This window comes from Saccharopolyspora aridisoli, assembly GCF_004348445.1.
GTDB lineage: Bacteria > Actinomycetota > Actinomycetes > Mycobacteriales > Pseudonocardiaceae > Saccharopolyspora > Saccharopolyspora aridisoli.
In genome coordinates, this window is record NZ_SMKV01000011.1 from 98,587 (window position 1) to 112,556 (window position 13,970).

Here is a 13,970-nt window from a genome sequence, read left to right on the forward strand (position 1 = left end):
AAGCAGCACGACCACGGGAACTCTCAAGCCACGCGTCGTGTGGTGGTGGGCACCGCTGCTAGGAGCGTTCTGGTGTAGTCGTGCTGCGGATCGAGCAAGACCTGCTCGACGGTGCCGAGCTCGACGATCTCGCCCCGGTGCATGACTGCGACGCGGTCGGCGATGTTCCAGGCGAGACCGAGGTCGTGGGTGATGACCAACGTCGACAGGCCGTTGTCCACGCGCAGCCGAAGCAGCAGCGAGAGGATCTCGCCCCGCACCGTGGCGTCCAGCGAGGCGACCGGCTCGTCGGCGATGAGGACCTGCGGCTCCAGCACCAGGGCACCTGCGATGACGACGCGCTGGCGCTGACCGCCCGAGAGCTCCTGCGGGAAGCGGGAGAAGAACTTGTCCGCCGGTCGCAGTTCCGCGGCTTCCAGAGCGGCGGACACCCGGCCGACCTCGTCGTCGGTGATGCCGTGGATCCGCAGCCCCTCGGCCACCGCCTCGTAGACGGTGTGCCGCGGGTTGAGGGCACCGGTGGGGTCCTGCAGGACCAGCTGGACCTTGCGGCGGTAGTCGCGCAACGCCGCTGCCCCGACGGGCAGCGGAACACCGTCGAACCGGGTCGCGCCGCCGGTGGGGCGCTGCAAGCCGAGCAGCGTGCGAGCCAGCGTGGTCTTGCCGGACCCGGACTGGCCCACCAGCGCCACGATCTCGTTGGTCCCGACCGCGAGGTCCACCCCGCGCACCGCTCGCACGGCCTGACCGGATCGGCTGCGGAAGGTCACCGCGACGCCGTCGGCGGACAGCAGCGACACACCAGCGGTACCGCCCTCGGTGAGGCGGAACCTCGGATCGCCCACCGTCGGGAACGCATCGGCCAAAGCCCTGCTGTGCTCGTGCTGCGGCTGGCTCATGACCTGCTCGGTGGGCCCGTGCTCCACGACCTCGCCCCGGTACATCACCGCCAGCCGGGAGCACGTCGCCGACAGCACCGACAGGTCGTGGCTGATCATGATCAGCGCGATGCCGCGTTCGGCGACCAGGCGCTTGAGCAGGTCCAGCACCTGCGCCTGCACCACGACGTCCAGCGCCGTGGTGGGTTCGTCGGCGATGACCAGCCGGGGTGCGCAGGCCAGCGCCATGGCGATCATGACGCGCTGCTTCTGCCCGCCCGAGAGCTCGTGCGGGTAGGCGCCCGCGCGGTCGGCCGGCAGCTCGACCTGGGCCAGCAGCTCGGCGACCCGCTCGCCCAGATCGCCTTTGCCGCCGTGAAGCCGGATCGGCTCGGCGATCTGCTCGCCGATGGTGCGCACCGGGTTCAGCGCGTGCATCGCCCCTTGGAACACCACCGAGGCACCGGCCCAGCGGACCGCGCGCAACCGGCCGAAGCTCATCTCGCGGACGTCCTCGCCGTCGAGCAGCACCTCACCGTCGACGCTGGCGGTGCGCGGCAGCAACCGCAGCACCGACATCGCCAGGCTCGTCTTGCCGCAGCCCGACTCCCCGGCCAGGCCGAGGGTTTCGCCCGGGTCCAGGCTCAGGTTCACCCCCGCCACAGCGGGCTCGTCGGCACCACCGTAGGTGATCGACACGTTGCGCAGTTGCAGGATCGGACTCAAAGTCGCCTCCGCAGCCTCGGGTTGAACACCGCTTCCAGCGCCCGGCCGCACAGCGTGAAGCAGAGCACGACCAGCACGATCCCCAGACCGGGCGGCAGCAGGTACCACCAGGCGCCGCCGGTGACCGCGCCGGTGTCCATCGCCGACTTCAGCATCGTGCCCCAGGAAACCCGGCTGGGATCGCCCAGCCCCAGGAAGGACAGCGTGGATTCGGAGATGATCGAGCTGGCCACTGACAGCGTCGTGTTCGCGAACACCAGCGGCAGCACGGCTGGCAGCGCGTGCTTGAAGATCACGTGCCCGTGCCCGGCTCCGAGCGCGCGGGAGCGTTCGACGTAGGGACGGGCCTCGATGGTCAGGGTCTGGGCGCGCACCACCCGGGCCGTGTGCGGCCAGGAGGTGACGCCGATGGCGAGCACGATCGTCCACAGCCCGCGTTCGAGCACCGTGGACAGCGCGATGGCAAGCACCAGGGAGGGCAGCACCAGGAAGAAGTCGGTGAACCGCAGCAGGATTCGCGAGGTCCAGCCGCCGAAGTGCGCTGCGGCCACCCCGACCAGCGCACCGATCAGCACCGACAGGATCGCAGCCGAGAAGCCCACGACCAGCGAGACACGAGCGCCCCACCAGGTCAGCAGCAGCACGGATCGGCCGGATTCGTCGGTGCCCAAGGGATATTCGGCGCTGGGTGCCTGCAGCGCGGCGCCGGTCGCCCGGGTGACGTCCAGTCCGGTGGAGTCGGTGAGCAGCGGCGCCAGCAGTGCCAGCAGCACGATCGCCGCCAGCAGCACCAGGCCCACCAGCCCGGCGCGGTCGGCCCGGAAGACCCGCCAGCCCTCGACGAGGCCCGCTTTCCGCCGGGCGCGCACGACCTGGGACGCGGTGGGGGCGGTCATGATTCACGCACCCGCGGATCGATGACCCGGTAGAGCAGGTCCGCCAGCACGTTCATGACCACCACGCTCCCCGCCAGCACGATGAAGATGCCCTGCAGCAGCGGCAGGTCGGGCACCCGCAGAGCTTCGTAGGTCAGCAACCCCAGGCCGGGCCAGGAGAACACCGTCTCCACCGTGATGGCACCGGCGACCACCAGCCCCAGGCGCAGGAAGATCAGCGTCACCGTGGGCAGCAGCGCGTTGGGCACGGCGTGCCTGGTGCGGACCAGGTCCTCGCGAAGGCCCTTGGCGCGGGCGGTGGTCAGGTAATCCTCGCCCATCTCCTCCAGCAGCGAGGAGCGCATCACCATCAGGTATTCGGCGTAGATGACCGCGAGCATCGTCAGCACCGGCAGCACCATGTGGTGCGCTACGTCGAGTACCTGCGGCAGGAGTTCCGGTGGTGTGTCGGGGTCGGAGATGCCGCCGACCGGGAACAAGCCCGGTATCGGGCCGATTCCGACGCCGAAGGCCATCAGCACGATCAGGCCCAACCAGAACGTCGGTACCGACCACAGCGCCAGCGCCACCGAGCTGGTGGTCTTGTCGAACGCGCCGCCGTGCTTCCACGCCGCGCGCGACCCCATCCACAGGCCCAGCACGATGGCCAGCACCGTGGCCGTGCCGACCAGCAGCACCGTCGGGCCGATGCGCTGCAGGAGCAGCTCGCCCACCGGTCGGCTGTAGGTGTAGGAGGTGCCGAGGTCACCCCGCAGCAGGTTGCCGAGGAAGTCCAGGAACTGCTTCCACAGCGGCTGGTCGAGACCGAGCCGTTCGCGCAGGTCCGCGATCTGCTGCACCGTCATCGGAGCGCCGCGGGTCATGGTGCGCACCGGGTCTCCGGGCATCACGCGGAACAGGAAGAAGCCGAGCACGGCGACCAGCAGCAGGCTCACCAGCCCGCCGCCGATCTTGCCGCCGACGTAGCGCAGGAGCCGGCCACCGTTGCCGGCAGCCGGTCCTCGGTCGTCCACAGTGGTCAGCAGATCCGACACGTGGTCACTCCCGGTCGTCCGCGGTGGCGCGGCGCCGCACGACGACCACCACTCCCACCAGCACGATCACCACGACGAGCCCGCCGAGACCCCAGGCAACGGCGGTGTAGTCGGTGCCGCCGGAGCCGTTGACCGCCTCTTCGGTGGGCTCGGCGCCGTAGTAGCCCCAGTAGCCCTGTTGACCGGTGATCACGCCTTCTGCCGCCGGCTGCATCGTGAAGCCGTTGTACCGGTCGGTGCGGTAGGCCTCCAGCGAGTTGGCGTAGTACAGCACCAACCCTGTCGCCTGGTCGTAGAACCGGGACTGCAGCTGCTTGACCAGGTCGACCCGCTTGGCCGGGTCGAACTCGGCGAGCTGCTTGCCGTACAGGTCGTCGTAGGCCGGGTCGCACTGCAGCGTGTCCGGGGTGCCGTTGCCGTCGGGCGTCGGGCGGGCGCCGCAGGTCTGCAGGCGCAGCACGTAGTCCGGGTCGGGGTTGGCCGACCAGCCGCTGATGACCATGTCGAAGTCACCGGCGGTGGTGCGGTCGTTGAGCTGGTTGTCCGACACGGGCTGCAGCTCGACGTTGATGCCCAGGTCGGCGAGCCAGCGCTTGACGAACTCGCCGACCTGCGAGTCGGCTGCTTCGTCGCCGTGCAGCACGAAGTCGAAGTTCAGCGGTTCGCCCTGCGGTGTGCGGCGGATGCCGTCGGGTCCTCGGGTGTACCCGGCCTCGTCGAGCTTCCGGTTCGCGGCGGCCGGGTCGAAACCGCGTGGCTGCGGCGGTGTCCAGTGGTAGTCGCCGAAGATCGGCGGCAGGTATCCCCCGCCGACCTGCCCGTAGCCGCCGAGAACCCGGTCGACGAGGGCCTTCCGGTCGATCGCGAGGTCGATGGCCTGCCGGACCCGGAGGTCCTCGAGCGCGGGGTGCCCGCTGCCGATCGGCTGGTTCTCGCTGTTGGTGGCGCCGGAGTTGAGGATCATCTCGTAGAACCGGCGGCCCTGGCCCTTGACCTGCTTGATGTCGGCTTCGCCCGCCAGCGCGTCGAACTGCGCGGGGGTGAGCTTCTGGACCACGTCGAGGTCGCCCTTGCGCAGCGCCTGCACGGCGGCGTCGCTGTTCTTGAACTGGGTGAACTGCACCTCGGTGACCTTCGGAGCGCCCCGCCAGAAGTTCGGGTTGGCGGTGAGCGTGACGTCCTGCTCCGGCCGGTAACCGGTGAGCACGTAGGGACCGCTGCCGACGACCGGCATCTGGTCGTTGGCGAAGTTCTCCACATCGGCGACCTTGGACCACACGTGTTCGGGCACGATCGGTGCATCGATGGCCAGCATCGTGGCCTGCGGTGTCTTGGTGCGGATGACCAGCGTGGAGTCGTCCGGGGCGGAAACCTGGTCGAAGTTCTCCACGAAGTTGCCGTTGGCGGTGGCCGCGGCCGGATCGGTCATCATCCGGTTGTAGGTGTAGGCGGCGTCCCGCGCGGTCACCGGCTGACCGTCGGACCACGTGACCCCGGGCCGGATGTGGAAGGTCCAGGTGAGCTTGTCCGGTGTGGACTCCCACCGCTCCGCCAGCTCCGGTTCCACACCGAAGTCGTTGGTGCTGTAGGTGGTCAGCGTCGGGTAGATCGCCCGGAAGATGTCCGTGGCGGCCAACGTGTAACCCAGGAACGGGTTGAGCGAGTCGATCTGCTGCTGCAGTCCGACGCGCAGCGTGGCGCCCTGCGGGCGGTCCCCGTTCTCCTGTGCTGACGCCGGTGCGGGCAGCAACGAGCCGACCAGCAACGCGGCCCCCAGCGCGACGAGTCGTCTACGCACGTGTGGCCCCCTTCATCCTCGCGCGAATGGAAAGAAGGAACCACCTCTTCATGCTGTTAGTCAATGCTCAACCGCGGGCTGTCGCGAACCCGCGTCACGCTCGGGCCCGATGCCGTTACCCGGACGCCGCAGATCGGGCTCCCGGCCCCGTGAGCGGAACACCCGAGGGCTCGAACACGTCATGCCGTGTCGATTCCGCTGCCGCACCGCCGAGCGAGACGACCGCGGACGATCGGTTCAGAGGTCACCCCAGCGGGCCGGTTGCCACTGCACGCATTCCGGCTTGGCTCCGGTTCGGGTGAATTCGTCCAGGGCGGCGCGAAGTTCGCGGAACGACAACACGGCGTTGCGCGGGAACTTCAACGTGCTGCCCGCGTCGAAGGGCAGCGCGGGCGCGTCCCCCGACGGCTGCGGGTTGCAGGTGTGCCAGGAGATCATGTCGCCCTCGACGTCCTCTTCGGTGAAGTTGAGGACCCCGAGCTCGTCCTCGGCATCGGTGACGATCCGGATCTGCTCGTACGGGCCGGGCGCTTCGGGATCGGCGTGCGGCCGGTCCCAGACGTAGATGTGGCTGGCGCCCTCACCCGGCGAGCGCAGCAGCCTGTCGACGAGTTCGGCCTTGTCGTCCTCGTTCTGGGCGTAGTGCCGTTCGCCGCCTATGACGGCGGTGGTGACGGTGACGCCGAGTTCGGTGTTGCGGGCACCGACGGCCTCGGCCCGCAGACCTTCCAGGCAGGTTTTGGCCTCGGTCAACGCCTTCATCGCCGCACCCTGGTGGTACACCAGGTCACCCCAGTACGGGTGGCCGAGGACCTTGTTGAGGTCGTCGTAGACGGCGCGGGTGTCTTCGATCAACTTGTCCAGGGCGTCGACCGGTACATCGGTCAGACGCGCGAAGACGACCGCGGGCGGTTCCAGCCGTGCGTGCGGGTCGGGCTCGTCCTGTGCTGAATTCGACATGCCTTCCCTGCATCCACTTCGATCACGGGTCCCGGCGAGGGCACCCCAGGCGCAGCTCGTTCACAGTGAGGCTACCGCGAGTCATCCCTCGGTCCCGCAGCGCATCCGGTTGATCTCCGGACGGATCAACCCGCCCAGTCACGCAGCACTTCCAACGCCGGTTCGTCGCGGGTGCCGCCGAGGGTCAGCAACGCGCGGGTGAGCCCCTCGGTGTCATCGAGCCCGAGGTCGCCGACGAGTTCACCGGGCAGGCTGAGGGTCGACAACGCCACGCCGAGCATGCCCGCGTCGAGCAGACCCGCACCGCGCCGGCCGATCCGGCGCCCGACCGCGGCGTGCAGCTGGACGGCGGTGTCGACGCTCGCCCGGCTGAGCTCACCGAGGACCGCGCGCACCTCTGGGTTGCGGACGGCTTCCAGGTGCAGCTCGAACAGCGCGAGGAACTGGGAACGGGCGTTGCCCGACATCCGGCTCAACATCGCCGCGTACAGCGCGGTGATGTCGTCCGGGCAGACGTCCTCGGGAATGTGGGCGCAGAGCGCTTCGAGCGCGGCGACGTGCTGTTCGGCGAGGTAGTGCGCGATGGCTCCGAACAGGGCGTTGCGCGTCGGGTAGTAGTTCTTGGTCGTGCCCTCCGGGACCCGCGCCTCGCGGTCGATCGCGCGATGGGTCAGCCCGCGGCCCCCGTCACGCGCGAGCACCTCGATGGCGGCGTCGGCGAGCAGTTCTCGACGTTTTCCTCTCTGCGTCATGCATCCCCTAGATCTCGCTCGAATTGGCCAAGATCGTATCCCCGACACCACAGGAGTGGTGCGAGGGCACGCGGGGTGTTGAGCGCAGAGGCGCGATTACGAGCCGGGGATCAGCATCAGGTGATCATCGAGCCACACCGAGCTGCTGGGCGAGCTCGGTGATGCGGCGCAGTTGCGCGGCGCGCTCGGCCGCGAGCTGCTGCTCGGGATCGACGGCCTCGTCGGCCAGGGCCAGCAGCGACAACGTCTCGCGGACCGCGCCCTCCGGCGGAGCCGACACCGACTCGACCAGGGCGTCGACCGCGGCGTCCAGCCCGTCAGGGTCGACGACCTGGTTGGCCAGGCCGATCCGCAGTGCCTCTTCCGCTGTGACCTCGCGTCCCGTCACGCAGATCTCCACCGCACGCGCGTAACCGACCGCGCGCACCAGCGGCAGCGTTCCGCCGAGGTCGGGCACGAGCCCGAGCCCGGTCTCGGCCATCCGCAGCCGCGCGTCGGTGGCCAGCACCCGCATGTCGCAGGCGAGCGCCAGCTGGAACCCGGCTCCGATCGCGTGACCCCGCACGGCAGCGATCGTGACCCGCTCCGGTTCCCGCAGCCAGCTGAACGCCTGCTGGTAGCCAGCGATCTCGGCGTCGGACTGCTCGGTGGGCCGCTCGGCCAGCGCGGCCAGGCCCGGAGCGTCGTCCACCCCTTCGGGGCTGAACATCCTCCGGTCCAGTCCGGCCGAGAAGGCACGGCCGGCTCCGCACAGCACGACGACCCGGACCTCCGCGCTCAACGACCGGCCGATCTCCCGCAGCGCCTGCCAGGTGTGCGGGGTTTGCGCGTTGAGCTTGTCCGGGCGGTCCAGCGTGATGGTGGCACGCCGCCCGTGGATCGTGAGCCCCACACCGCCACGATCCAACAGGTCGGCGTCCACTACCGACTCCGCCAAGCGGACCTCCAGGCTTGACGGCACGACCGGGAACGGCCGGCCGTCGAGTTCACTTCTTCTTGGACCGCGTCGCGCCCCCACGACCACGCAATTGCACGCCTGATTCGCTCAGAACCCGGTGCACGAAGCCGTAGGACCGACCGGTCGACTCCGCCAGTGCGCGGATGCTCGCCCCCTTCTCGTACTTCTTTCTCAGATCACTGGCCAGCTTGTCGCGCGCGCTTCCCGTAATGCGCGCGCCCTTCTTCAGCTCAGCCACGGTGTCCCCGCCTTCCCTCTGAGCAGGTCGGGCCTCGCGACCCCTGTCAGCGCAATGATCGAACAGGAAAGGCCCGAACGCCAGGCGATCATGGAAAAAAGATCGGCCATCGGTCGAGATGGGCACGCGGCGATCACCGGAATGCACTAATCCATCCGTAGTAGCCCGCCGTCGTGGTATACGGAGCGCTACGCCAACTGGACCAGATCCAGGTATTCGGCTGACCAGTGGTCCTCGGTGCCGTCCGGCAGCAGGATGACCCGTTCGGGCTCCAGCGCTTCCACCGCGCCGGGATCGTGCGTGACCAGCACGACCGCGCCGCTGAAGCTGCGCAGCGCGTCGAGCACCTGCTCACGGCTGGCGGGGTCGAGGTTGTTCGTCGGCTCGTCCAGGAGCAGCACGTTGGCCTGGCTGGAGACAAGCCCCGCCAGCGCGAGCCGGGTCTTCTCGCCGCCGGAGAGGGTGCCCGCCGGCTGCTTCAACTGCTCGCCCTGGAACAGGAACGTTCCCAGCAGGTTGCGCAGCTGCTGCTCGGGGGCGTCGGGCGCGGCCGACCGCACGTTCTCCCAGACCGTGGCGTCGTGGTCGAGGGTTTCGTGCTCCTGCGCGAAGTACCCGATTCGCAAGCCGTGACCTGGGACGACGGCGCCGGAGTCGGCTTCTTCCTGGCCGCCGAGCAGCCGCAGCAGCGTGGTCTTGCCCGCACCGTTGAGGCCGAGCACGACGACCTTCGATCCGCGGTCCACGGCCAGGTCCACCCCGCTGAAGATCTCCAGCGAACCGTAGGACTTGGACAGGCCGTCAGCGGTCAGCGGCGTCTTGCCGCACGAGGCCGGATCCGGGAAGCGGATCTTGGCGACCTTCTCCTGGGCCTGCTCGGCATCGGCGGAGGCCAGCAGCTTCTCGGCGCGCTTGGCCATGTTCTGAGCGGCGACGGCCTTGGTGGCCTTGGCCCGCATCTTGTCGGCCTGGGTCATCAGCGCGGACGCCTTCTTCTCGGCGTTGGCGCGCTCCCTGCGGCGCCGCTTCTCGTCGGCGGCGCGGGCGTCCTGGTAGCGGGTCCAATCCATGTTGTAGACGTCGGCCTCGCCTCGGATGGCGTCGAGGAACCAGACCTTGTTGACCACGGCCGACAGCAGATCGATGTCGTGGCTGATGACGACCAGTCCGCCGTCGTGGTTCTTCAGGAAGTCGCGCAGCCAGTTGATCGAGTCGGCGTCGAGGTGGTTCGTGGGCTCGTCGAGCAGCAGCGTCGTCGCCGAACGGCCACCGGGTCCGGCTTCGGACGCGGCGAACAGGATGCGCGCGAGCTCGACGCGGCGGCGCTGACCACCGGAGAGCGTGCTCAGCGGCTGGTTGAGGACCCTGCCGGGAAGCCCCAGGTTGCTGCAGATGCGCCCGGCTTCGCTCTCTGCCGCGTAGCCACCGCGGGCGCCGAAGCGCTCCTCCAGACGGCCGTACCGGTTGATGGCCTTGTCGCGCTCCTTCTCGTCGACGAGCTCCGCCATCGCGGTCTGCGCCTTCTCCATGTCGCGCAGCAGCTTGTCGAGGCCGCGCGCCGAGAGCACCCGGTCCTGGGCGGTCACTGTCAGATCGCCTTCGCGCGGGTCCTGTGGCAGGTAACCGATCTCACCCCGTCGGATGAGGTCACCGGCGTGCGGCTGGCCCTCACCGGCGAGGACCTTCAACGTCGTGGTCTTACCCGCTCCGTTGCGGCCGACCAGGCCGACCCGGTCGCCGGGCTGGACGCGCAGGGTCGCGTCGGAGAGCAGGATGCGGGAACCGGCGCGCAGTTCCAGGCCAGTGGCTGAGATCAAGGAGAACTCCGGGTAATAGGTGGTCTGCGTGGCATGAGTGCGCCCACCAGCGACGAACGGGTGGGCGTGCGAGGCGCGGAGCTAATCGACGCGCGGAGTGGCGCGGGAACGCGCCAGGATTCGCTTGCTGACCACGGAGTCGAGTCTACCGGTCGGGATCCAGCGGATTCCGCCTGCGTTCAACCTCACTGCGGGTCTCGAACCTCGATCTCCACCGCGACGGCCCGCTTGGCGGCTTCGTCGAGGATCGCGCGGCGCGGTTCGGGCACGTCGAGGACGCGCTGCTCAGCGCGGTCGAACAGCTTGGTCAGCCGGTTGTCCTCGCGCAACGCCTGCAGCGCCTGCCGGTCGCCGCCGAGGACGAGCGCGTCGAGTTCCGCGGCCACCGGGAGCAGGGCCTTGGCCACCGCGTCGGCGGCCGAGGCCAGCGAGCGAGCCGACTGACCTTCGCGGCGGCGTGCGAAGCGCTGCTGGGACCAGCCGCCCGCCTTGTTCCGGCCGTGCACCAGGTGCCGGTCGGTGGTGGAGGTCTGCACGACGCCGTCGACGGCGACACCGATGCTGTGCGCGCCGAGCCGCACCAGCACCAACCCGATCCGGCGGGACACCAACACGTGCTCCACCAGCGACGACACCGCCAGGCCGGGGTGTTCGCCGTGCGGTGCCGGAAGCGGACCGAAGGGCACCTGCACCGTCGCCGTGGCGCCGTCGGTGGCGATGACCAGCACCGTTCGCGGTGCCAGCAGCGTGCTCGTGGCACCGCCGTGGGAGGCGGCGAAGCGCTCGAACCACCCGGCGACCCGGCCCGGAGCCACCTCCACCGCGCGGCCGCCGCCGGCCAGCTCGCGAACCCTGCTCATCCCGACTCCGTTCCACTTCGACCGCAAGCGGCGTAGCCGCGAGCAGCCCCGGCCACCCTCTCAGCTGGCACCGCCGGGGGATTTTCTGACACGACGCTGGCTCGAGACAGCCGTTGAGCCGTGCAGAGGACTCACACCAGCATCCCGCAACCAGCCGACGCATCAGGTTCCGCTACCCGCACCGACCAGCAGGAAGACCAGGAACTCCCTACAAGACGAAGGTGTCGTTCCACAGCTGCGTGGTGCGTCCCGACAGCGCTTCCAGCAGCGCAGCGGCCTGGTCGTCGGTGAGCGAGGCGATGAAGTCGATCACCGCGCGGCCCCGCGCCAGCGTCGTGAGGTCGACCCCCTCGGGCAGCATCTCGCGCGGCAGCTCATCGAACTCCTCGCGGGCCAGGTCGAACAGGTCGCGCAACCGGTGCGGAGCGACCTCGACCTCGTCGATCAGCCACTCGTCGAGGGCTTCGACCAGGTTGCTGATCAACCTGTCCTGGCCGCGCTGGTGCAGGGCGAGGTCCGGGCGTTGCAGCACGAAGTGCCGGTGCACGAACTTGAGCACCTGCACCTCGTGCCACTGCTCGGGCGCGAGCGCCACGTGGCCGGAGCGGGAGTGGACGGCGCGGTCGACGCGGACGCCCTCGACCAGTCGCCGGGTCCAGTCCGCGGAGAACCTGGCAACGGCCTGCTCCGCCTGCTGGGAGCGGTCGAAGGGCACCTCCAGCAGGTCGACCGCCAATTCGGTGCGCGCCTTCTTCACCGCGTCGGTGAATACCTCGTCGTCGGCGATCCAACCGTCCTTGGCGTGCAGGCGGCGGCGCAGCAGCTCCAGCGAGGCACCGGGCCGCGAGTCGCCGGAGGCGACGTGCTCCTCGGCAGCGAACTCCACGCTGTGGCCGAGCCATTCCTGCAGCTCGTGGTGCACGGAGGTGAACTGCAGGATCCCGACGCGGTGGAAGTCCTCGAGGTCGTGGATCGCGTAGGCGATGTCATCGGCCGTGTCCATGATCGACGCCTCGACGGTCTGCTGCCAGTCCGGAACGACCTCCTCGAACGGGACGCGCGCATCGAGCAGGTCGTCGAGCTCGGTGCTGTAGGCGGAGAACTTCGCCGCCCCGGTGCCCGGCGCCCCGGCGGGCTCCGAGGCACCGCGCGGCAGTTCGGCCGCCTGGTGGGGAACCGGCGAGTTCCGGGTCCACGGGTACTTCAGCAGCGCCGAGCGCACGGCGGCTGTCAGGTCCAGACCCTTGCCCTCCACGCCGCGCACGTCGATGCGGGTGACCACGCGGTAGGTCTGGGCGTTGCCCTCGAATCCGTCGGGCAGCGCGAAGCGCTCGCGCGCCAGCCGGTCCAGCACGCCCTCCCCGAGGTGCCCGAACGGCGGGTGTCCGAGGTCGTGGCCGAGCCCGGCCGCCTCCACGACGTCCAGATCGCATCCGCCGAGCTCGTCGAGCTCGGTCCTGGTGACGGGGTCGGCCAGCAGTCGTTCGGCGATGGCGCGAGCGACCTGTGCGACCTTGAGGCTGTGGGTGAGGCGGTTGTGCAGCAGCAGGCCGGATCCGGACGGGCTGACGACCTGGGTGACGCCGCCGAGCCGCGCGAAGAAGGCCGAGGCGGAGATCCTGTCGCGGTCCGCGCGGAACGGGCTCGCGGCCAGGTCACCCGGCACGGTGTGCCCGGTGCGATCGCTGCGGCGGGCGGCGCGTGGTTGCACTTCCTCCATGCGGTCAAGGTATCGGCGGCCACCACGCGAGCCCCATGGCGGGCGTGATCTGATGATCGGGTGGCGGATGTCGTGGTGGTCGGAGGCGGACCTGCTGGTCGGGCCGCCGCCTCGGCCTGCAGCGATGCCGGTTTGGCGGTGACGCTGGTCGACCCCGCGCCGCGCAGCGGCTGGGCGAGCACCTTCGGTTCCTGGGCCGACGAGCTGCCGCCCGAGGTCGCAGCGCTGTCGACGGTGGTGGACCGCGTTCAGCTGCACGGCACGAGCTCCCACGTGTGGCGGCGCCCCTACGCGGTGCTGGACAACACGGCGCTGTGGAAGCACCTGTGGCGCGGCGACGTCACCGAGGTGACCGGCCGCGCAGTCGCCGCCGAGCACGGCCCGACCGGCTCCACGCTGATCCTCAAGGACGGCAGGCGGCTCGCGGCCGGCGTGGTCGTCGACGCCACCGGACCTGCGCGAGCGCTGTCCGGAGGACGACCGGCGCACCCGCCAGCGCAGCAGACCGCCGTGGGCTGGATCGTGGACTCGGCCACGGCCGAGGCGTTCTGCGGTCCCCGCGAGGGTGTGTTCATGGACTGGCGTTCGGCGCCGCGCACCCGGGGCGGCTGGCCGACGTTCCTGTACGCGGTGCGGGTGGGGCCCGACCATGTGCTGCTGGAGGAGACCTCCCTCGCCCGCCGTCCCGCGCTCCCGCTGGCCCTGCTGCGCCGCAGGCTCGCCGGGCGCTTGGCCGATGCCGGGATCGACCCCGAGTCGCGGCTGGGCGAGGAGCGGGTGCGGTTCCCGGTGGACGACCCGCTGCCCCGTCCGGGCCGGGTCGTGCCGTTCGGTGCCGCGGCCGGGTTCGTGCACCCGGCCAGCGGTTTCAGCGTCGCGCGGGCGCTGCGCCGCGCCCCATGGCTGGCGGCGGCGCTGTCCGGTGGATTGGCAGGCGTGACGCCGGGTCCTGCCACCGCTGCGCGAGCGGGCTGGCAGGTGCTGTGGCCGCCGGACGTGCTGGCCGCGCACGTGCTGCGGCAGCGGTCGCTGCGCGCCCTGCTGTCGTTGCCGCCGGAACTGGTGCCGGAGTTCTTCGAAGCGTTCTTCACGCTTCCCGAGGCGCACCGGATCGAATTCCTGTCGGGTGAGGGCACCTCAGCGGGCACGGCGCGCGCCATGTCGGCGCTGTTCGCCCGCGTCCCGTGGAGCGTCCGCCGTAGGATCGTGCTGGGCGGTATGTCGTTCGGGCATCCCGCAGCGAAACACGGTCTCGGCGGAAGTTGATCTGCGTCAATTCTTCGATGAACAAACGGGGAATCGGCATCCGCTTCTGCGTCGATCGCGGGACGCA

Annotated in this window: 12 protein-coding genes; 1 reads left to right on the forward strand and 11 read right to left on the reverse strand. The window is 70.1% G+C overall.

Features of this window, described 5'->3' with window-relative positions; genetic code table 11:
* Nucleotides 1–23: 23 nt before the first annotated feature.
* The 11 genes from nikE to E1161_RS11435 form a co-directional block, all read right to left on the reverse strand.
* Entirely contained in the window at nucleotides 24–1,604 is a 1,581-nt protein-coding gene (gene nikE / locus E1161_RS11385; RefSeq protein ID WP_132622435.1) for a nickel ABC transporter ATP-binding protein NikE, read from the reverse strand.
* A complete protein-coding gene (locus E1161_RS11390; protein WP_132622437.1) occupies nucleotides 1,601–2,500 on the reverse strand; it encodes an ABC transporter permease in 900 nt (299 codons plus the stop codon). The genes nikE and E1161_RS11390 overlap by 4 nt, the downstream gene beginning before the upstream one ends.
* A complete protein-coding gene (locus E1161_RS11395) occupies nucleotides 2,497–3,534 on the reverse strand; it encodes an ABC transporter permease (RefSeq protein ID WP_132622439.1) in 1,038 nt (345 codons plus the stop codon). Before E1161_RS11395 ends, E1161_RS11390 begins: the two co-directional genes overlap by 4 nt.
* A 4-nt stretch (nucleotides 3,535–3,538) precedes the next feature.
* Nucleotides 3,539–5,332, reverse strand: coding sequence for an ABC transporter substrate-binding protein (locus E1161_RS11400; RefSeq protein WP_132622441.1), 1,794 nt, complete (start codon nucleotides 5,330–5,332; stop codon nucleotides 3,539–3,541).
* A 237-nt stretch (nucleotides 5,333–5,569) separates the two neighbouring features.
* Nucleotides 5,570–6,292: an Imm1 family immunity protein gene (locus E1161_RS11405; RefSeq protein ID WP_132622443.1), complete on the reverse strand. Its 723-nt coding sequence runs from the start codon at nucleotides 6,290–6,292 to the stop codon at nucleotides 5,570–5,572.
* 125 nt (nucleotides 6,293–6,417) lie between these two features.
* Nucleotides 6,418–7,044 (reverse strand): TetR/AcrR family transcriptional regulator, encoded by a 627-nt coding sequence (locus E1161_RS11410; protein WP_132622445.1) that lies wholly within the window; start codon nucleotides 7,042–7,044, stop codon nucleotides 6,418–6,420.
* A 124-nt stretch (nucleotides 7,045–7,168) separates the two neighbouring features.
* Entirely contained in the window at nucleotides 7,169–7,981 is an 813-nt protein-coding gene (locus tag E1161_RS11415; RefSeq protein ID WP_132622447.1) for an enoyl-CoA hydratase/isomerase family protein, read from the reverse strand.
* Between the two features lie 49 nt (nucleotides 7,982–8,030).
* Nucleotides 8,031–8,240 (reverse strand): helix-turn-helix domain-containing protein, encoded by a 210-nt coding sequence (locus E1161_RS11420; protein ID WP_093260265.1) that lies wholly within the window; start codon nucleotides 8,238–8,240, stop codon nucleotides 8,031–8,033.
* Nucleotides 8,241–8,428: 188 nt separating this feature from the next.
* Nucleotides 8,429–10,057 carry an ABC-F family ATP-binding cassette domain-containing protein gene (locus E1161_RS11425; protein ID WP_132622449.1) on the reverse strand — a complete coding sequence of 543 codons (1,629 nt, stop codon included), beginning with the start codon at nucleotides 10,055–10,057 and terminating at the stop codon, nucleotides 8,429–8,431.
* A 185-nt stretch (nucleotides 10,058–10,242) separates the two neighbouring features.
* Entirely contained in the window at nucleotides 10,243–10,917 is a 675-nt protein-coding gene (locus tag E1161_RS11430; RefSeq protein WP_207920186.1) for an acVLRF1 family peptidyl-tRNA hydrolase, read from the reverse strand.
* A 208-nt stretch (nucleotides 10,918–11,125) separates the two neighbouring features.
* Nucleotides 11,126–12,637 (reverse strand): deoxyguanosinetriphosphate triphosphohydrolase family protein, encoded by a 1,512-nt coding sequence (locus E1161_RS11435; RefSeq protein ID WP_132622451.1) that lies wholly within the window; start codon nucleotides 12,635–12,637, stop codon nucleotides 11,126–11,128.
* 60 nt (nucleotides 12,638–12,697) lie between these two features.
* Between E1161_RS11435 and E1161_RS11440 the strand changes: the two genes are divergently transcribed.
* A complete protein-coding gene (locus tag E1161_RS11440) occupies nucleotides 12,698–13,903 on the forward strand; it encodes a lycopene cyclase family protein (protein WP_132622453.1) in 1,206 nt (401 codons plus the stop codon).
* The last annotated feature ends 67 nt before the right edge of the window (nucleotides 13,904–13,970 follow it).